Raw genomic sequence first — 19307 nt, forward strand, 5'->3', positions numbered from 1 at the left:
GGTGTCCCAGCGGGCCTGGTACGTCACGTAGTGACGAGGCGACCCAGGTTGCCGCCCATGATCTTCGCCTGATCCTCGACGGAGAGATGCTCGAGCGCGGTCACGTAGTGTGTCGGTTCCGCCAGGCCCTCCGGGTGCGGCCAGTCCGAGCCGTAGAGCACCTGGTCCACTCCGATCAGGTTGATCAGATCGTCGATGCCCTCCTCGTAGAACGGGCTGACGTAGATGCGGTTCTTGATCTCTTCCATCGGGTTGCCGGCGAATGCCTCGGGCGCCTTCTTGTACACCTCGGCCATCGAGTCCAACAACGGGAACATCCACTTCGACCCCGCCTCCACGATGCCCACCTTCAGCTTCGGGAACCGGAACAGCGCGCCGTGGATCACCCAGGACGCCACCGCATCCTGGATCGGGCGCCACTCGTTGAGAATCGACATCGCATTGGTCTGGAACGGCAGCATCTCCTGCGCGGCGCCATCCCATTCGGAGGTGTAACGGGAGTAGCCGCTGTCACTGGAGTGCATTCCGACGAAGATGTCGTATTCGACGCAACGCTCCCAGAACGGATCGAACTCCGGCAGCGCGAACGAGCGCGGGCCGCGGAATCCCGGTACCGGAGCCGGGCGGATCAGGATGGCTCGGGCACCGCGCTTGACCGCCCACTCCAGTTCCTCGATCGCCTTCTCGACGATCGGCAGTGTGATCACCGGCGTGGTGAAGATGCGGTTCTTGTAATTGAATCCCCACACCTCGTGCAACCATTCGTTGAGCGCGTGCACGATGACGTGGATGGCGAGCGGATCGTCGCTGAGCCGCTCTTCGATCAGGCTGGCCAGGGTCGGGAACATCAGCGAACGGTCGAGACCGAGCTCGTCCATCTTGATCAGCCGGGGGGCGGGCTCGAAGAACGCCGGAATCGCCTTCATCGGCTCGCCGAAGAGTTCGCGCTTGCTCTTGCCATCCGGGTTGCCGAACTTGAAGTACTCCTCCCAGGCACCCGGCTTGGCGACCACCGAGAACGTCGGGTTCGGAATGTAGTTACTGATCTGACCCTTCAGCGCGATCTTGGTGCGCCCGTTGACCTCCACGTACTGGACGACGTCCTTGTACTCCTTCGGCAGGTACTTCGTCAGTGCCTCCGGTGGCTCGTACAGATGGTTGTCCGCATCGAACAACGGAAACGGGATGTCGACCCGGTGCGATAGTTGACCCATGAAACACTCCTTTTCTTCTTGAGAGAATCCTATTCTCATTGTTCGTGGGCCGCAACGAGCAGGGGGCCATCCTCACGTGCTCCCGCACTCCGCCCTCACGTGCTCCCGCACTGTGCCCTCACGTGCTCCCGCACTGTGCCCTCACGTGCTCCCGCACTGTGCCCTCACGTGCTCCCGCACGGCGAACTTCTGGACCTTGCCGCTCGCCGTCCTCGGATACTCGTCCACCCGGTGCAGCTCCTCCGGCCATTTCTGACGTGCCATCCCGGCGCCCCTGAAGTGGGCGCGGACGTCCTCCAGCGACGGCATCTCGTGGCCGTGCCGGATGCGCAACACGGCCGCGGCCCGCTCGCCGAGGCGGGCATCCGGCGCCGCCACGACCACAGCCTCGGCCACCGCCGGCATCGACAGCAGCACTTCCTCGACCTCGACCGCGCTGATGTTCTCGCCGCCGCGGATGATCACATCAGCCTTGCGGTCGGTGATCGTCAGGTATCCGTCCTCGTCGAGTACGCCGACATCGCCAGTGCGGTACCAGCCATCGTCGTCGAAAGCGCCGGCAGTCAGCTCGTCGTCGGTGTACCCCAGGCACAGATCTGGACCGCGGGAAAGGATCTCCCCGTCCTCGGCGATCCTGATCTCGACGCCGGGTCGCGGGTTGCCATCGGTGTAGAGGCGTTTCTCCTCGGGCGCCTGCGGACCTGATCCGGTGATCGACGGATGCTCGGTGCTGCCGTAGGACCGGAAGACGAACATGCCCAGGTCGGCCAGCCGGCGGGTCACCGCCGCGGGCACCGTGGACCCGCCGAGGCCCACCGTGGTGAACAGCCGGCGGTGGTCGTCGGTGCAATCGGGGTGGTCGAGCAGACTGGTGACGAAGTACGGCGGCCCTCCACCCACCGACAGGCCGTCGGACTTCATCAGAGCCAGGACCTTGCCCGGATCCCACACATCGACCAGGTCGATCGGGGCACCCTCGAGCACCGGTATGAGAAACGCGCCGAGCATTCCGATGAAGTGCCCGACGGGGGTGGCCGTGAGTTGGCGGCCCCGGTCGGTCGGATAGTTCGCCAGGAGCTGACGCGTCTCACAACTCAGCGTCTGATGACTGTGGATGACCCCCTTGGGCGCGCGGGTGGTCCCTGAGGTGAACGCGATCAGGGCGGGCCCGGCCGGGTCCGTCGCCTCGGTGCCGACCAGGGGTTCGTCGTCGAAGAGCTCGTCGAATCCGGCGGTACCCACAAGGCCGACGATCGGCACTTCGGCACACAGATCGGGCTGGTGCTGCATCCGTCCGAACGACTCGGCGGTGATGAACACCTGCGGCTTGGCGGCCGCCAGGATGTACGCGAGTTCCTTGCGGCCGTAGAAGTGCACGATCGGCACGATGACGGCACCCAGGAAAGATGCCGCCCAGAATGCGACGGCCGCTTCGCGCCAGTTCGGAAGCTGTATCGCCACGACATCGCCGGCGCCGGTCCCGCGCGAACGCAGACCGGCGGCCAGGCGGCGGGCGTCGTGTTCGACCTCGGCGAAGGTGCCGGCGTACGGCCGCACCTCCGAGTGGACGTGGAAGCCGGTGTCGGGACCGGCCGCCAGGCCCTGCGCGACGAGATCGCCGAGCGTTTCCTGGGTCCACCAGCCCTCTTGCTGGTAGAGCTTGGTCAGCTCAGCAGGAATTTCTCGCATGCCTGGCGCCACCTCCCGTTCGGGAGGCGATGCTATTCTCCGCTCGCGAGAATGCCAATACCGCAGATGGAGAACGGGCGATGGTGGACCTTGAATTCGACGATGGCCTGGCGGTCATCACCATCGACCGGCCGCACGCACGCAATGCGATCTCGCTGGAGACCATGGACCAACTCGACAAGGCGCTCGACGGCGCAGCGGGAGCAGCCGCCCTCGTGCTCACCGGGGCAGGCGACCGCGCGTTCGTCTCGGGTGGGGACCTGAAAGAACTCAGCGCGCTGCGCACCGAGGCTCAGGCCTCCGCGATGGCCTTCCGGATGAGGTCGATCTGCGACCGCATCGCCGGCTTCCCGGCGCCCGTCATGGCCGCTCTCAACGGTCATGCGCTCGGCGGGGGCGCAGAGTTCGCGGTCGCAGCCGATATCCGGGTGGCAGCAGACGACATCAAGATCGGGTTCAACCAGGTCTCGCTGGCGATCATGCCCGCCTGGGGTGGTGCCGAAAGGCTGGTGGCGTTGGTCGGCTACAGCAAGGCGCTGCTGCTGGCGGGCACTGGCCGCATCGTCGACGCGGCCGAAGCCGAGCGGATCGGGTTGATCGACCAGGTGTGCGCGCGCGCAACCTTCGACGAGCAGTGGCGCGCGATCGGGCGGTCGCTGGCCGCCGCACCGGCAGGGGAAGTCAAGCGGGTGATGCGCGGCGTTCCCACCACCGAAGCCGTCGCAGCGTTCGCCAGGCTGTGGGTGTCCGACGAGCACTGGGCAGCCGCGGACCGGGCGATGAAACGGCCCAAATAGACCGCCTCGTCACCGCGCGGAGGCTGCCCCGATACCCGCTCGCCCCGGATGATTCTCTCTGGACGAGAACGCCATTTCCGATTATCGTCAGCGTCGTGTCGACATCGCAACGGGCACTTGCGCCCGAAATATCCACCTGGCCGGCGGACGATCCCCAGCTGATCGGCAGCAAGTGCGACAGCTGCGGCGCTGTCACCTTCCCCACACAGCAGCGCTGTCCGCGTTGCAGTTCGGGATCGATGGCCGAGCTGCTCCTTCCTCGCACCGGGACGTTGGTCGCGTGGACCACGCAGGGGTTTCCGCCCGGGGCGCCGTACGCGGGGCCCACAGGCAAGGAGTTCGTGCCTTTCGGCGTGGGGTTGGTGCAACTCGGTACTGGAGAAGACGCCGTGATCCGGGTCGAGGGAAGACTCACCGAGAACGACCCGGCCAAGCTGGAATTCGGTCAGGACGTGGAGTTGACCATGATTCCGTTCACGACCGATGCCGACGGCAACGAGGTCGTGACTTTCGCCTTTCAACCGGTCACCAATTAAGGGACTCAAATGAGCAACGCCAACGACGTCGCGATCATCGGCGTGGGTCTGCATCCGTTCGGCCGGTTCGACAAGACGGCCATGGAGATGGGCGCCGAGGCGATCGATCTCGCGCTTGCCGACGCCGGGATGGAATGGAAGAGCATCCAGTTCGGCTTCGGCGGCAGCTATGAGGTCTCGAACCCCGACGCGGTGACCCGACTGGTCGGCCTGACGGGGATCACGTTCACCAACGTGTTCAACGCCTGCGCCACCGCCGCCTCGGCGATTCAGCAGACGGCGGACACGATCCGGCTGGGCAAGTACGACATCGGGATCGCGATCGGTCTGGACAAGCACCCCCGCGGTGCGTTCACCGACGATCCCGCCAAGCTGGCGCTACCCCAGTGGTATGCCGAGAACGGACAGTTCGTCACCACAAAGTTCTTCGGCATGAAGGCCAACCACTACATCCACAAGCACGGCATCTCGGAGGAGACGCTGGCGCGGGTGGCCAACAAGAACTTCCGCAACGGCACGCTGAACCCGAATGCCTTCCGGCGCAAAGAGATCTCGGTCGAGGAGATCATGGCGTCACCAGTGCTGAACTATCCGCTGCGGCAGTACATGTTCTGCGCCCCGGACGAAGGTGCAGCTGCGGTCATCATGTGCCGTGGCGACCTCGCCCACAAGTACACCGACAAGCCGGTTTTCGTGCGCGCCAGCGAGATTCGCACGCGCACGTTCGGGGCCTACGAAGTGCATGCCACCTCGGCGCCCCTCGACGAGGATCCGTCCCCCACCGTGTACGCGGCGAAAGCCGCCTATGAGGCGGCGGGCATCGGCCCCGAGGACATCGACATCGCCCAGCTGCAGGACACCGACGCCGGGGCCGAGGTCATCCACATGGCCGAAACCGGGCTGTGCGCCGACGGCGAACAGGAGAAGTTGCTCGCCGACGGCGCCACCGAGATCCACGGCGTCATACCCGTCAACACCGACGGCGGGTTGATCGCCAACGGCGAGCCCATCGGCGCCTCAGGACTTCGGCAGGTTCACGAACTGGTGCGCCAGTTGCGCGGTGAGGCCGGCGACCGCCAGGTACCGGGAGAGCCGCGGGTGGGCCTTGCCCAGGTCTACGGCGCCCCCGGAACCGCCTCGGCGACCATCCTCTCGCTGTAACGCCCCACCTGCTGGAGCTTCGGTTGCCGATCGGCTACTCTCTCTTCAAGTAGCCGATCGGCAACCGACAGATGGGGGCGTCATGCAGGTACTTGCCGAGGCCGAGGAACTGCCGAAGACGGCGAACATCAGGACCCAGCTGATAGCCCTGTGGACGACTCCGGTCATCGGCGCGATCCTGCTGGTCGCGTTCCTGGCCTTCCCCGGCTTCTTCCCGCCGATGTCGCCCACGATGTCCGCCGACGAGGTCGCGGCGTTCTATGCGGACAACACCGCGATGATCCGGTTCAGCATGATCACCTACAACCTCTGCGCCATCATGTTGTTGCCGTTCTTCATGGTGATCGTCGTGCAGATGAAGAGGATGGCCACCCAGAGCCACGCGTTGGCCTACTGCTATCTGACGGCCGTGGTCAGCGGCGCCACCATCTTCGCGTTGGCCGACATCTTCTACCTGGTCGCGGCGTTTCGCCCGGAGCGCAGCCCGGAGTTGCTGCTGTTGCTCAACGATCTGGCCTGGATCACATTGGTGGCCCCGGTCGGGATGCTCGTGGCGCAGAACCTGCTGCTCGCACTCGCCGTCTATCTGGATACCGGACCGAATCCCGTATTCGAGCGGTGGGTCGGTCATTTCGCGGTCGTGACCGGGTTGGCCATGGCACCGGCCGCGGCGGCCGCGGTGTTCCAGACCGGCCCGCTGGCCTGGGATGGTGCGATCTCGTTCTGGTTGCGTGCCGGCGCCTTCACCCTGTTCGTCGTGGTGATGTTCTTCGTGCTGCGTTCAGCGGTTCACCGGCAGGCCGTCGAGGAGGGCGTGGCGCGATGAGCCCGGTGGTGTCACCGGACGCGACGACCGCGTCGACCGGTCAGGAACCCGACACGACGAGCAAGCGTGACATCTGGATCGTCTTCTCGATCGTGCCGGCGTTCTACACTGCGTTCGGTGCGATCTTCTTCCTGCTGGCCAGGACCATGCCGCCGCCGCGCCCGGACGTGACCACCGAGGAGAAGGTCGAATTCTTCACCGCCCACAGCCTGACGATCCAGATCGGGTTCGGCATCCTGATCCTCATCGTGGGTGGCGCCGGGGTCGCCAACGGCATCGTCGTCTACCACATGAAACGCATGTCGGCGGGCTCGACTATGGCCTACGTGTACCTGGGCGGGATGGCCGTCGGCGCGCTTCCGGGTTGCCTGCTGGTCGCGTTCTGCTTCCTGGTCGCCGCCTTCCGCCCCGACCGCGATCCCGAGGTGCTGGCACTGCTCTACGACCTCGGGTGCCTTTCCTATGTCGGTTCGCTGGGTTGCTTCACCGCAGCATACTTCGGCTTCGCCATTGCGATCCTCTACGACCGCAACAGAATATTCCCGAAATGGCTTGGCTACGTCACCATCTGGCAGATCGTCACCGAGATCGTGGCAGTACCGGTCTTCGTTGCACCGGCGGGTCCGTTCGCATGGAACGGCTCGATGTCGTTCTGGACCGGGACGGTGATCTTCGGCTTCTGGCTGTCGTGTGTGATCTTCTTCCTCAAGAAGGCCAACGAGGAGCAACCCGCCGACCAGGTCCCGCTGCCATGACGGAGACGACTCAGACTGCCCCCCAGCGCGCCGAACGAGCGCCGGGCAACCACCTGCCCGGCGACGGCGCCATGTGGGTGATGGTGCTCGGCGACCTGATCATCTTCGGGTCGTACTTTCTGATCTTCATGGTGCACCGTGCGATGGCGCCACAGGAATTCCTCGAGGCGCAGCAGCATCTGAACCTCAACGTCGGCGTCCTCAACACCCTTGTGTTGCTGACGAGTTCGTGGTTCGTAGCGCGCAGCGTGGTGGCGGCCCGCAGTGGTGACCACGATGCAGCGATCCGCCTGACCTACGCCGGCGCCGGATGCGGAGCGCTGTTCATCGGGATCAAGGCCTACGAGTGGACGACGAAGGTCGCCGAGGGGCACACGATGGCGGGCAGCGAGTTCTTCATGTTCTACTACATGCTCACCGGCGTGCACCTGTTCCATGTGACGCTCGGGCTGCTGCTCATGGGAATTGTTGTGCGGGAACTACGAAACCCTCACAAGCGCCGGATGTCGATGGTCGAGTCCAGCGCGACCTACTGGCACATGGTCGACCTTCTCTGGGTCGTCATCTTCGGCCTGCTCTACGTGATGAGGTGAGCGGGTTGACCACGAGCACCGATTCTCCAGAGCGCTCCACACGTGCCATCACCGCCGCCTGGCTCGTCCTCTCGGCGATCACAGTGGTCTCGTGGTGGCTGGCTCCGGGGCATTCCGAAGACCACGCGAGCGCCAGCGTGCCCATCACCGTCACCGCGATTCTGCTCGGGTTCATCAAAGGCCGCGTGATCATCCGGTATTTCATGGAGGTCCGCGACGCCCCGCGGTGGCTGCGTCACAGCACCGACCTGTGGCTCGCGGCGCTGTGGGGGGCGGTGCTGGTCATCTATCTCTGGTGAGCGGGGTCGTCGACGGCGACCGGGGCGGCGGGCGTCACACCCGCTTCTGGTTCACCCTCGAGGCGCCTCAGCCACCCCTCGCAGAAGGCGAAGGTCTCCTCGTGACCGGTGGACATGCCGAGCGCACGTTCCATCACCAGCGCCTGCGACACGCTCGTCGCGAACACCGTCCACACCACCGGGGGGACGTCGGTGGCGTCGATGCCATGGCTCCGAAGTGCAGCGGCGATGGCCTTGTTCTGCTCGTCACGGAACCGCTCGGCGTAGTAGACGATCTCCGCGCGCAGGGCCTTGCGGTGGTTGGCCAGTCCCATGAACTCCATGGTCAGCCTCGTGGCCTCGGGAGCCGTGCTGAACCGCCACAGCGCCCACAGCGGCTGCGGCGACTGCAACGCGGTGGCGAGCACCTTGAGACCCTCTTCGGCTCTGCGGTGGAACACCGCCAGGAACAGGTCTTCCATGGTGCGGAAGTAGTAATGCACCAGCTGCGGCTTCAATCCCGCCTGGTCGGCCACCCGGCGTGAAGTCACCGCCGCGTAGCCCTCCTGGATCAGCAGCTGTTCGGCAGCATCGAGCAACACGACACGGTTCTTCGCGTCCGGCGCCCCGATCCGTCGCGGCGATGCCATGCCCAACTCCTGCTTCCCCAACTCGCGCTCATTGCCTGCGTGTCGCTTCGATCTTGACCCTAACTCTTACCTCATGCTAAGCAGGTGCTCAGCATTTTCGCGAAACCATCAAAACTGAGCGAATCAGCCCATCCCTCGATCAGCATGGCCCGGGAGGCACCAGCACATGAGCGACTTCGACACGATCGATTACTTCACCGATCAGTCTCTTGTGCCGGACCCGCACCCGTATTTCGACCATCTGCGCAGCAAATGCCCGGTGGTGCGGGAACCCAACTACGGCGTGCTGGCCATCACCGGCTACGACGAGGCCGCGACCGTCCTCAAGGACCCCGACACGTTTTCGTCGTGTATCGCCGTGGCCGGTCCGTTCCCGCCGCTGCCGTTCACACCCGAGGGCGACGACATCACCGAGCAGATCACGGCTCACCGATCACAGATGCCGATGTTCGAGCACATGGTCACCATGGACCCGCCCGAACACACCAACGCGCGTTCGCTGCTCAACCGCCTACTCACCCCCAGTCGGTTGAAGGAGAACGAGGACTTCATGTGGCGACTGGCCGACGAGGTCCTCGATGACATCATCGGCAGGGACCCTGTCGGCAAGTGCGAGTTCCTGAGCGCATACGCAAAACCGTTCTCGCTGTTGGTGATCGCCGACCTGCTCGGCGTACCGCAGGCCGACCACGAGGAGTTCCGCACCGTGCTCGGCTCCCCGCGGCCCGGCGCGGTCGTCGGCTCGCTCGACCACAGCGACCTCGTCGGCCTCAACCCGCTGGAATGGCTCGACGACAAGTTCGTCGGCTACCTCGAAGACCGCCGCGAATCCCCCCGCGACGACGTGCTGACGGCGCTCGCCACCGCGAAGTACCCCGATGGGTCGACGCCTCCGGTGCTCGAGGTGGCACGGTCTGCGACATTCCTGTTCGCCGCGGGCCAAGAGACGACCACCAAGCTGCTCTCCGCCTCGCTACGGGTGCTCGGCGACCATCCAGACATCCAGGAGACCCTGCGTCACGACCGCAGTCGCATCCCGGTGTTCGTGGAAGAGGCACTGCGAATGGACGCCCCCGTCAAAAGCCAGTTCCGGCTCGCGAAGAAGAACACCACCGTCGGGGACATGGACGTGCCGGCGGGCACCACGTTGATGGTCTGCCCCGGAGCGGTGAACCGGGACCCCAAACGATTCGAGCATCCCCACGAGTTCGACCTGAACCGCAAGAACGTCCGGGAGCACATCGCGTTCGGCCGGGGCGTGCATTCCTGCCCGGGAGGCCCGCTGGCCCGCGTCGAGGGGCGCGTCTCCATGGAGCGCATCCTGGACCGGATGGGCGACATCGCGATCGATGCCGAACGGCATGGCCCCGCCGACGATCGCAGCTACAACTACGAGCCCACCTTCATCCTTCGGGGCCTGACCGAGTTGAACATCACGTTCACCCCGCAGGGGTAGCCCCACCTTCCGCCGGAATTGCATTCCAGCAGGCGCTCACTCGCAGATCGACGCCTGGAATACCGTTCCGGCGGAAAGGGGGCGGGCGGGAAGGGGGCGAGCCGGCCAATCCGGGCACACGACGGGAAGCGTGTTCTAAGATTTGGAAATGCTGTTCTGCAAACCGCTTCCACTTGTCGCTGCGACCGCGGCCGGCTTGCTCGCAGCCAGTGCCGTGCTCGCCGATGTGCGCGCCGAAGCCCAACCGGCCCTGCACCACGTGCGCTACACCGTGGGGGCCAGTCAGGACATCGCGAACGCGGAGATTTACTACCGCGACACCCAGCCGCCGAGCTGGGCCGAGTACAGCCACAACACCTACCTCTACACGCCCAACGCCGAAGCCAACCTCGGGCCGGGTCAGCCGTGGGTGCTCGAAGCCATGCTGGCCGACCCGGAGGACTGGGCGATGGTCGTCGTCGGCCTACCGGGGCCCACCACCGCGCCGCTCGCGGAACCGGGCTTCGTCTGCGAACTGCGTGTCGACGATGTCGTGGTGGCGACCGACTCGGGCACCAAGGGCGCACTCTGTTCGCTGCGCAGTTGGTGACTCTGCTCTTGATGATTACTGGGGTGGCGGATTGCCGCCGCCCACCGACTGATCGCCGCGGGCCCAGTAGGACCGGTTGTCCTTCGCCACGCAGGTGAGGAAGAGCCCGTCCGGCGCCTGGGCCACTTCGCCTTCGAGGCTCGGGCACAGGGCACCCTCGTTCTTGATGCCGTGCATCTCGGGGGACCGGAACCATCGCGGCTCATATCGCCGCGGCGAGCCACAGAACACCAGCCGACCCCAGTCGGTCACCCCGAAGACGTAGTAGGTGGTGTTGTTGCAGTACGACCCCAGCACGATGTTGGGCGCGATTCCGGGCGTGCAGTTGGGGTAGTTGCATTCGGCCCCTGGTGGTGGCGGGGGTGGTTGAGCGGCCGCGGGCGGGGCGGCGAGAACCCACGCGGGACCCGCCAGGGCAGCCATCGCTGCAACAAGGAAACGCACCCCATCATTTTTCCATGTGCGGGAACGAAATTCTCACTTTTGGAGAGCATTCCTCCAGTGCCGATTAGGCTGGGTCTCATGCGCGCAGCACGTGTGATGAGCAGCCTTGCCGCGACGACGGTAGCCGTCGTCGGAAGTCTAGGCGCTGCACCGACGGCTCAGGCAACGGATTTCGGGGTGAACATTTCCGGAACATGGGAGGTGTTCTCCGACGGCGAATGGGCGCGGACCAACGAGGTTCTCATCGACCAACTGTCGGTGCGGGAGACCTGGACCGTCAACGTGTCCTGTGTGAGTCCGATCGAGTGCACCGGCGAGGTCACCAGCAGCCTCGGGTGGACAGGAACAGCCCGACTGCCGGGGGACTACTGGTTCATCGAACGCGATGTGCCGAACTGGATGCCCTGCCCCAACGGAACATTCGCCACGGGTCACCAGAAGTTCATCATGTGGGGCGTCGACCGCAACACCGAGGAACGACTGACCAAGAACTTCACCTACATGGCGGGACGCAACGTCACCAAGAGCGACAGCGGCGCGTGCGGCGTCAACACCCCGAAGGTGATCGAACTTCCGGTGTCGGCGCAGAAAGTCAGCTAGCTCGCCGCTCAGGTCGGCAGCAGATCCTTCCATGTCTTCGGGGCGGGCCCGGTCGCCACCTGCTGCAGCGCACCGTCCGCGGTCAGGTACTGGCCCGTTTCCGGGTTGTAGTGAGCGGTGGCCACCGATGGCCCGCCAGATGCGTTGCCGTCGAACGCACTCGGCGCAGCCGGCACTGCCTGACCGGGAGCCGACGGCCCCAGCGGCAGTGGGGGCGGCGACGGGGCCAGCTCGGGTGATCCCTGCGGTGTTCCGGACGGGGCCGCGCCGGGCGGCAGCGGAGTCCCCTCCGTCGGCGCGAAGATCCGCTCCTCGAAGTCGACCCGGTCATCGAGCGGAAGTCCCTGTGAGACCAGGTTGGGGTCGAACGGATACGGGCCGAGCAGATGATCGCGCATCGCCAACGGCTGATATCCCCTGGGGTCGTTGCAGAGCTCGACGGTAGGCGCCCGCTTGCCGGGATGCTCGATGCAGGGGTAGTTGCGGGCCCCGCGAACGTTGAGCGGAGAATCCTGGGGCAGCTTGCAGTACAAGCCGTCAGGGGTGTCGATCGTCGTCTCGTCTTCGGGTGATCGCCACTGTGACGGCGGCAGAAATCCGGTGGTACACGGGTTCGGATCGCTGATGGTCAACGCGAAATCGCCTGCGGGCAAACCCGTCGGGTTGTTCTTCGGCAGCCCGAAGGACTGCTGCGCTGCGATGATGCCCGGAAAGACCACCAGCAGTTGCTCGATCGACGGGTTGTAGGTGAGCAGGACCTGGCTCACCGTGGTGAGGTTGGCCAGCAGGATCGGCAGGGTGGGCTTGACCTGATCGAGCAGCGAGCTGACCTCCTGGGCGAAGCCGGGGCCGCTCTGCAGAATCGCACGCAATTGCGGATCGTTCTGCACGACCTGCGCGGTGACCCCCGACAGGCTGCGCGCCCACGTCCGGATCGCATCGGTCGTCTCGGCCTGCGATTCCAGAAGTGGACCGATGTCATCGACCAGCGCGCGGGTCTCGCCGGAGGCGTCGTTGATCCTGTCGGTCACCTCGGACGCGGAGTCCAGCAGCGATCCGAACTCCGGGCCCGCCCCGTTGAACGCCTTGAACGTCTCATCGAGAAGGTCGGGAATCCGGTCCTTGGGCAGACTCTCCACCAGCGCGCTGAGCTGATCGAGCATCGGACCGACCTGTTGCGGAACTGTGCTGGCCGACATCGGAATTCGCGATCCGTCTTCCAGGAACGGTCCGGAGTCGGTATTCGGACGCAGATCCACGTACTGCTCGCCGACAGCCGAGACGCTGAGCACCTCGGCCGCAAGATCGGCAGGGATCTTCGGCGACGTTTCCAGTGACAGAGTCGCTTCGGCACCGTTCTCGGTCAGCGCCACGTCGGTGACCTTGCCGACCTGCACCCCGCGGTACGTGACATTGCTGAACCGGTAGAGACCGCCGGAGGCAGGCAGTTCCAGCTTCACGGTCAGACGGCCGACACCGAGCAGGGTGGGCACCTGCATGTAGGCGAAGATCATCACCCCCACGCCGACGATCGACGCGATGGTGAAGATGATCAACTGGGTTCGGACGAAACGAGTCAGCATCAGCCGCCCCCTCCCGGTGTCGGTGCCACGGCGGCAGGCGGCGCGGCCGGCGCAGGCGGTTGCTCTCCGTACGGACCGGCGAAGATCTGCGCACCCGTGATCGGCTGTGCCTGCGGGAGCCACGGCGCGGAGGGCGGCGGCGGGCCCACCGGCAGCAGCGGTCCGGTGACCGGCGGCATCGGCTCACCGGGGGCGGCCTGCGGCGCCGGCAGCGCCTCCTCGGGCGGCGGCGCGACACCGATCTTCAACGGATCGTAGGAATAGTTCAGGTAGTACGGATCTCCGGGAGCGGGAATCAGTTTGGCGTTCTCGTCACCCCACCGCGTGCCGAGCAACAGGGTCTTCTTCAGGCGCGGATAGGTGAGGTCGAACGTCGCGAACAGGTTGATGTAGTCACCCTTGGTGATCTTCTCGGCGAAGCCCGGACCGTAGGGGAATGCGGAGGCCCACAGCAGAGCAAGGTTGAGGTCGGGCCCGATGTCGGCCAGCGCCCCGAGGACGGGTCCCAGATTGTCCAGGTTCTGCACCAGGTCGTCACCGGCGTCGTTGACCAGCCCGGTGGCGGTGTCGCTGAACTGTCCGAGCCTGTCCAGAGCGGTGGTGAACTGGGGCCGCTGCTGGATCAGCACGTCGAGCGCGGGCGGAATGTCCTTGAGCGCGCGGTCGATCGTCTCGGTCTGACCGGCGAAGGTTCCGGCGACGCGCTGCAGTTGCTGGATGGACGCAATGATGTTGTCCTGCTGCTGCTCCAAGACGCCGACAAAATCGTCGAGCCGGATCAGCAGGTCCCTGATCTCCGTCTCACGACCGGAGATGCCCGCGTTGAAGTTGTGGATGATGTCGCCGATCTGGCCGAGCCCTCCCCCGTTGATCACCGTCGACAGCGACGACAGGGTCTGCTCGGTGGTCGGGTACGTCGACGACGCGTTCAGGGGCAGGGTGGCCCCGGGCGCCAGTCGCCCGCTGGGTTCCTCACCGATCGGCGGGTTCAGCGACAGATGCATCGAGCCCAGCAGGCTGGTCTGGCCGACGGTGGCCACCGCGTTGCCGGGAACCACCACGTCGGGCTTGACCGAGACCTGGACATCGGCATGCCAGTCGTTCACCGTCATCTCACCGACGCTGCCCACGACCACGTCGTCGATCAGCACCGGCGAGTTCGATTCCAGCGTGGCGACATTGGCGATCTCGACGTGGTAGGTGACCGCATCCGGTCCCCGACCGACCGCCCCGGGCAGGGGCAGCGAGTTGACACCCTGGAACGCGCACCCGGTCATGGACAGGGCGACGCTGCACCCGACGACCGTCCATCGCTTCACACTGCGGATCATGACGGCGGCATCCCTTCTGCAGGTAGCAGCGGCGCACCGGGCGGCGCTGGTGGCGCCGGGGTCGGGGGCAACAGCAACCCGTCGACCGTCTGCGGCTGCGCCGGCAGATTGGTCTGCACGTTGGGCGGCCCGGGGATCGGCGCACCGGGGAACAACGCCGGCGACGGAATGGCGGGCGCATCGTCGTCGGTGGTGTAGATCCCGGGCGGACCGGCCGGCGAATGCCATCCCGGCGGTGGCGGGACGTCCCCGGCGCCGGTGTAGGCCGACACTGTGGGCGGCGCCTCGGGTGGGTCCCCGGGTCCCGCGCCGCCGGGCGCCAGCTTCGGGTCGGTGTAGATCAACCGGTCCGGGTTGACCGCCGGCCTCAGGTAGGGGTTGATCGGGAACGGCAGGTTACCGAAATTGACCAACTTCAACGCGGGACCGAGATACTGCGCGCACAGCTTGGCCGTTTCGGGGGCGGTGGTGTTCGCGACGCCACCGATCAGGCCGCAGACGAACCACACCGGGTTCGCGAAGTTCGACAGAGAGAACGCGCCCGTCACCGATCCACCGTTCGGGTAGAAGATGTTGTTGAAGTTGGCGATCGCGTTCGGCGTGATGTGCAGGACGTTCTCCAGATCCAGCCGGTTGTCGGCCAGCACCTGGGTGACATTGCCCAGCCGCTCGATCTGCTCGGAGGTCTGGTTCCTGCTGCCCGCGACGAAGCGCTGCACCTCACCGATGGCGACCGACAGGTCCGACAGCGCCGCGTCGAGGTCGGATCTGCTGTCGTTCACCACGCTCGTCAGGCTGGCGAGGCGGTTCTGGAACAGCACGATCTGGTCCTTGCTGTCGCGAAGCGCGGTGACGAAGGTCTGCAGGTTCTTGATGATGTCGACGATGTTGCCGCTGCCCTCGGCGAAGATGCGTGCCACACCCGAAAGCTGGCTCAGCGTCTGCCGTAGCTTGTCCCCGTTATCGTCGAGCGCATTTGCGGCACTGTCGACGAAGCGTGAGATCGAGGTATCGGAAACCCCCGCCTGGGGACCCAGTTCGGCGGCGAGCCGGGTCAGTTGGGTTTTGACCTCATCCCATTCGACGGGCACCGCGGTCCGGTCGCTGGGGATCACGCCGCCGTCGCCCATCGTCGGGCCGTCACCTTCACGGTAGGAGGGCGTGAGCTGGACGTAGCGCGCAGCCACCAGGTTCTGCGCGACGATCACCGCCTTCGCGCCGGCCGGGATCGGCACATCTCGGTCGACCTTGAGGGTCATCTTGGCCTCAGTGCCCTCGGGATCGATCCGGTCGATCGTGCCGACCTCGACGCCGGCCACCCGCACCTCGTCGCCGGGATAGATCGCGGTCGCCGTCGGGAAGTAGGCCGTGATCGTCTTGGGTCCGAAGAACACCTGCCGGACGAGGAAGACCGCGCCGGCGATCAGGACGATGGCCAGCAGGATCGTCGTGCCGGCCACCAGTCGCTTACGGGTTGCCGTCATTGGGGAGATCTCCTGGCTGCGGAATGCTGTTGACGGGGAAGGGGAGCTCCGCTCGCGGGCCCGCGTTGTCCGGCGGCTGGCCGGCATCGACACCGCGCCGGAAGCCGAACGCGTAGTCCAGGAACGGCTGCAGCAACTGTGCCGGTTGGATGTTGGGCACCAGGGCGTTGTAGTAGGCGCCGTTGGAGACGATCTCCCCCTGGGTCAGGTAGTACTTGGCGGCACCGGGCAGGATCTTGGCCAGGTTGTCCCGGTTGCGTTCCAGCATCGCGACGACGTTGTTCAACCGTTCCAGCGCCGGTGCCAACTGTTGCTCGTTGTCGGCGACCACCCCGGTCAGCTCGCGGGATACCGCCGAGATGTTGGCAAGCAGGCTGGTGATCGCGTAACGGCGGTCGTTGAGCACCGCGAGGAGATCGTTGGCGTTGAGGATCAACGCGTTGACCTGGCTGCTGCGTTCGGAGAAAATCCCGGTGACGTCGCCGGCGGTCTCGAGCAGCTCGGACAGGCTCTCGTTTCGGCTGTTGAGCGACCGCGACAGTCGCGACAACCCGTCGAAGGTCGGTCCCAGCTGCGGCGAGATCTGGTCGAGTGTCTGCGCGAGCGTATCCAACGACTGGTTCAGTGAATCGGTGTCGGTCTCTGCGGTATTGGAGGTGAGGTCACCGACCGCGTCGGTCAACGAATACGGCGACGACGTCCGCGATGTCGGGATGACCTTCTGTCGATCGAGCTTGCCGCTGCCGTCGGAATCCAGCGCCAGTACCCGCTCACCGAGCAGAGTTCCGGTGCGGATGTGGGCGGTGGTGTCCGAGCCGAGCGCGTACTTGCCGTCGATGGTGAAGCCGACGAGCGCGTCCCCGTTGTCGAGTTCGATCGAGGACACCGAACCGACCTTGATCCCGGAGACCGTCACGTCATTGCCGACAGTCAGACCGCCCGCTTCGGCGAACAGAGCCTGATAGCGGATTGCGGTTGCCCATGACAGCAGGCGTTCGGGCTGCAGCCCGACAGCGATGACCAGGATGATCACCACCACGCCGATGAAACCGGCCCTGGCGAGCTGAGATCCGCGATATTTCAGCATCTACTCGTCCACACACCTTCCGGTCTCTTGCTTGATCCACGGGAACACCACGGTGCGGCCCTCGAGATCGCTTGCACGGAAGGTGATGCCGCAGATGTAGTACGGGAACCAGGCGCCGTAGGAGCCGACGCGGGCGAGCTCGCGGTAGATCTCCGGCAACCGCTGGATCGTGGCGTCGAGACGCTCGAGGTCGTTGTCCACATACGGGGCGAGCCGGGCCAACTCGTCCACGGTGCCGGCCAGGGGCGCCCGTCCGCGACTGAGCAGGTCTGCGATCGAGGCGGTGCCGTTGTCGAGCGCCTCGATCGCGGTGCCGATCGGGTCACGGTCGGTCGACAACCCACTGACCAACTGCTCGAGGTCGTCTATCGCGCCGGAGAATTCGTCACCCTGTTCGGACAGCGTCGCCAGCACCGTCTGCAGGTCGCCGATCAACTGTTCGATCACCTCGTTGTTGTCGGCCAGCGAGTTCGTGAACGACGAGGTCTTGGAGAACAGCGATTCGATGGTTCCGCCCTGACCCTGCAGGATCTGCACCAGCGACGTGGTGAGGCCGTTGACGTCCTCGGGATTCAACCCCTGGATGACCGGTTTGAGACCCCCCAGCAGCACATCGAGGTCGAGTGCCGGCGCGGTCCGGGAGATGGGTATCTGCGAGCCGGCCGCGAGGATCTGCGTCGAGTCCGGGGTGTCGACGAGCTCGAGGAACCGATCGCCGACCAGGTTGAGGTAGCGGATCGCCACCTGGGTGCCGGTGGTCAGCGCGGTACCGCGGTCGGTGTCGAACGTGACCAGGACGTTCCTGTCGGCCTGCAGTTCCACGTCTTTCACCGTGCCGACCCGGATTCCGGCGATTCGCACCGTGTCCCCCGACTTCAGCCGCGATGCGTTGCTGAAAACTGCCGAGTACTCGTTGGTCGCACCGGTTCTGCTGTCGCTGAAGACCAGAAACAGGAATGCCGTCAGCACCGCCATGACGAGGCCGAACGCCGTGAACTTGAGCAGTGTCCCTGTTGATCGTGTCATCCCGGCATTCCGATCTGCGCGGAGTTGCGGGGCGGCCCGTCGAGGGGGCCGAACAGCCAGTTCTTGAGGCCCTCGGAGTTGAGCAGGATTCCGGCGTTGCCGTACTGGGCGGGGTTGGCGCCGACGTCGCCGATGAGCAACGGCGGCACGAACTCGGCAGGCAACTCGGGCAGGCCCAGTTCGGTGCAGTAGTCGCGGCCTCCGCTCTTGGCCGCGACCTTCGGCAGGTCGCCGGGATACCGGTACCGCTCGACCCCCAGAGTCAACCCAGCCGAAACGAAGACACCCGAGAACTGGGGCGGGGACTTCGCGAACGGGACAAGACCGCCGATCCCGCACCACAGCGACTTGCGGTACAGGCGGAGCAGCTCGGTGGTCGGCACCAGCAACCTCGTGACGTCGGTGAGGCCCTGCCGGTTGGCGCCGACCACCTCGTTGCCGAGCTCGGCCAGACCTGTTGCGCTGACCAGGAACTCGTCCAGGTTCTGCTGCTCCTCGACGATGGAATTGCTCAACTCGGAGGTGTTCTCGATGATCGACACGAGATCCTGGCCGGCGTCGCCGTAGGCGGTGAGCGCGGGAACGGACGCCTCGATGTCGCGGGCGAGATTCGGCAGGCTGGGTTCGAGTTCGGCCAGCAGCGCGTTGAAGTCGGACAGCGTCGTGCCGAACTGCTCGCCGCGGCCGTTGAACGCCTGGGCGATGGCGCCGAGGGTCTCGTTGAGCTTGACCGGGTCGATCTTGTCGAAGACCTGAACCAGTTGCTGGAACACCGTGTTGATCTCGACGGTGACCGTGTCGCCGCGCAGCACCTGGTCTTTCTTCAGGGTCTGTGCCGCGGGATCTGGGGGGGCCTCGAGCTGAACGAACTTGGCGCCGAAGACGGTGGAGGAGGCGATGTCGACGTTGACGTTCGACGGGATGAGGTGCAGTTGCGAGGGATCCATGTCCAGGCGCAGGGCCGCAGTGCCGTCGGGCCGGTAGTCGATCGACTTCACCGATCCCACCTGGACGCCCCGCATCTTGACCTTGGCGTCCGGATTCATCACCAGACCGGCGCGATCCGAGATCACGGTGACGGGAACGGTTTCGGTGAAGCTGCCACGGAACAGGCCGACCGACAAGGCGAAGACGGCGAGGAGGGCGACGATCAAGCCCAGCCCGGCCAGTGGCCGGACGAACGTGGACCCTCGGTTTGTGCTCAACTC

General features: G+C 65.6%; 20 protein-coding genes. 10 read left to right on the plus strand and 10 right to left on the minus strand.

Annotation, left to right across the window (positions count from 1 at the left end):
- Positions 1-23 precede the first annotated feature (23 nt).
- The gene (locus tag G6N53_RS23585) at positions 24-1214 is read right to left on the minus strand and encodes an amidohydrolase family protein (RefSeq protein WP_163892935.1); all 1191 of its coding nucleotides are present in this window, start codon (positions 1212-1214) and stop codon (positions 24-26) included.
- Positions 1215-1355: 141 nt separating this feature from the next.
- A complete protein-coding gene (locus G6N53_RS23590) occupies positions 1356-2903 on the minus strand; it encodes an AMP-binding protein (protein WP_163892937.1) in 1548 nt (515 codons plus the stop codon).
- An 80-nt stretch (positions 2904-2983) separates the two neighbouring features.
- Here G6N53_RS23590 and G6N53_RS23595 point away from each other — a divergent pair, with 80 nt between their 5' ends.
- The 7 genes from G6N53_RS23595 to G6N53_RS23625 all read left to right on the plus strand — a co-directional run bounded on the left by G6N53_RS23595 (position 2984) and on the right by G6N53_RS23625 (position 7870).
- Positions 2984-3700: an enoyl-CoA hydratase/isomerase family protein gene (locus G6N53_RS23595; RefSeq protein WP_163892940.1), complete on the plus strand. Its 717-nt coding sequence runs from the start codon at positions 2984-2986 to the stop codon at positions 3698-3700.
- Between the two features lie 83 nt (positions 3701-3783).
- The gene (locus G6N53_RS23600) at positions 3784-4236 is read left to right on the plus strand and encodes a Zn-ribbon domain-containing OB-fold protein (RefSeq protein ID WP_163896302.1); all 453 of its coding nucleotides are present in this window, start codon (positions 3784-3786) and stop codon (positions 4234-4236) included.
- 9 nt (positions 4237-4245) lie between these two features.
- Positions 4246-5397, plus strand: a complete 1152-nt coding sequence (locus tag G6N53_RS23605) for a thiolase family protein (RefSeq protein ID WP_163892944.1) — start codon at positions 4246-4248, stop codon at positions 5395-5397.
- Between the two features lie 82 nt (positions 5398-5479).
- The gene (locus G6N53_RS23610; RefSeq protein ID WP_163892947.1) at positions 5480-6223 is read left to right on the plus strand and encodes a hypothetical protein; all 744 of its coding nucleotides are present in this window, start codon (positions 5480-5482) and stop codon (positions 6221-6223) included.
- On the plus strand, positions 6220-6978 hold the full coding sequence (locus G6N53_RS23615; protein WP_237166623.1) for a hypothetical protein: 759 nt from the start codon (positions 6220-6222) through the stop codon (positions 6976-6978). The genes G6N53_RS23610 and G6N53_RS23615 overlap by 4 nt, the downstream gene beginning before the upstream one ends.
- Positions 6975-7571, plus strand: coding sequence for a cytochrome c oxidase subunit 3 family protein (locus G6N53_RS23620; RefSeq protein ID WP_163892951.1), 597 nt, complete (start codon positions 6975-6977; stop codon positions 7569-7571). The genes G6N53_RS23615 and G6N53_RS23620 overlap by 4 nt, the downstream gene beginning before the upstream one ends.
- Positions 7568-7870, plus strand: a complete 303-nt coding sequence (locus tag G6N53_RS23625; protein ID WP_308494825.1) for a cytochrome C oxidase subunit IV family protein — start codon at positions 7568-7570, stop codon at positions 7868-7870. Before G6N53_RS23620 ends, G6N53_RS23625 begins: the two co-directional genes overlap by 4 nt.
- Here the strand turns inward: G6N53_RS23625 and G6N53_RS23630 are convergent.
- Positions 7858-8499 (minus strand): TetR/AcrR family transcriptional regulator, encoded by a 642-nt coding sequence (locus G6N53_RS23630; protein WP_163892958.1) that lies wholly within the window; start codon positions 8497-8499, stop codon positions 7858-7860. The two genes, G6N53_RS23625 and G6N53_RS23630, sit on opposite strands and share 13 nt — an antisense overlap.
- A gap of 166 nt (positions 8500-8665) precedes the next feature.
- On the opposite strand from G6N53_RS23630, the gene G6N53_RS23635 reads away from it, so the two are divergent.
- Both G6N53_RS23635 and G6N53_RS23640 read left to right on the plus strand, forming a co-directional pair.
- On the plus strand, positions 8666-9955 hold the full coding sequence (locus tag G6N53_RS23635) for a cytochrome P450 (protein ID WP_163892962.1): 1290 nt from the start codon (positions 8666-8668) through the stop codon (positions 9953-9955).
- Positions 9956-10103: 148 nt separating this feature from the next.
- Positions 10104-10544 (plus strand): Rv2576c family protein, encoded by a 441-nt coding sequence (locus tag G6N53_RS23640; protein ID WP_163892964.1) that lies wholly within the window; start codon positions 10104-10106, stop codon positions 10542-10544.
- A 15-nt stretch (positions 10545-10559) separates the two neighbouring features.
- Here the strand turns inward: G6N53_RS23640 and G6N53_RS23645 are convergent, their stop codons facing one another.
- Positions 10560-10988, minus strand: coding sequence for a hypothetical protein (locus G6N53_RS23645; protein ID WP_163892967.1), 429 nt, complete (start codon positions 10986-10988; stop codon positions 10560-10562).
- Between the two features lie 78 nt (positions 10989-11066).
- Between G6N53_RS23645 and G6N53_RS23650 the strand changes: the two genes are divergently transcribed.
- Positions 11067-11588 (plus strand): Rv2253/PknI dimerization domain-containing protein, encoded by a 522-nt coding sequence (locus G6N53_RS23650; RefSeq protein WP_163892970.1) that lies wholly within the window; start codon positions 11067-11069, stop codon positions 11586-11588.
- An 8-nt stretch (positions 11589-11596) separates the two neighbouring features.
- Here the strand turns inward: G6N53_RS23650 and G6N53_RS23655 are convergent, their stop codons facing one another.
- The 6 genes from G6N53_RS23655 to G6N53_RS23680 are packed head-to-tail and all read right to left on the minus strand — an operon-like array spanning position 11597 to position 19304.
- Entirely contained in the window at positions 11597-13171 is a 1575-nt protein-coding gene (locus G6N53_RS23655; protein WP_163892973.1) for an MCE family protein, read from the minus strand.
- Positions 13171-14502 (minus strand): MCE family protein, encoded by a 1332-nt coding sequence (locus G6N53_RS23660; protein WP_163892976.1) that lies wholly within the window; start codon positions 14500-14502, stop codon positions 13171-13173. The genes G6N53_RS23655 and G6N53_RS23660 overlap by 1 nt, the downstream gene beginning before the upstream one ends.
- On the minus strand, positions 14499-15986 hold the full coding sequence (locus G6N53_RS23665; protein ID WP_163892979.1) for an MCE family protein: 1488 nt from the start codon (positions 15984-15986) through the stop codon (positions 14499-14501). The genes G6N53_RS23660 and G6N53_RS23665 overlap by 4 nt, the downstream gene beginning before the upstream one ends.
- A complete protein-coding gene (locus tag G6N53_RS23670) occupies positions 15970-17073 on the minus strand; it encodes an MCE family protein (RefSeq protein ID WP_163892982.1) in 1104 nt (367 codons plus the stop codon). Before G6N53_RS23670 ends, G6N53_RS23665 begins: the two co-directional genes overlap by 17 nt.
- A complete protein-coding gene (locus G6N53_RS23675; RefSeq protein WP_163892985.1) occupies positions 17074-18099 on the minus strand; it encodes an MCE family protein in 1026 nt (341 codons plus the stop codon).
- Positions 18096-19304: an MCE family protein gene (locus G6N53_RS23680; RefSeq protein ID WP_163892988.1), complete on the minus strand. Its 1209-nt coding sequence runs from the start codon at positions 19302-19304 to the stop codon at positions 18096-18098. Before G6N53_RS23680 ends, G6N53_RS23675 begins: the two co-directional genes overlap by 4 nt.
- Between the last annotated feature and the right edge of the window lie 3 nt (positions 19305-19307).

The sequence above is a fragment of the Mycolicibacterium hippocampi genome (assembly GCF_010723735.1).
Classification (GTDB): domain Bacteria; phylum Actinomycetota; class Actinomycetes; order Mycobacteriales; family Mycobacteriaceae; genus Mycobacterium; species Mycobacterium hippocampi.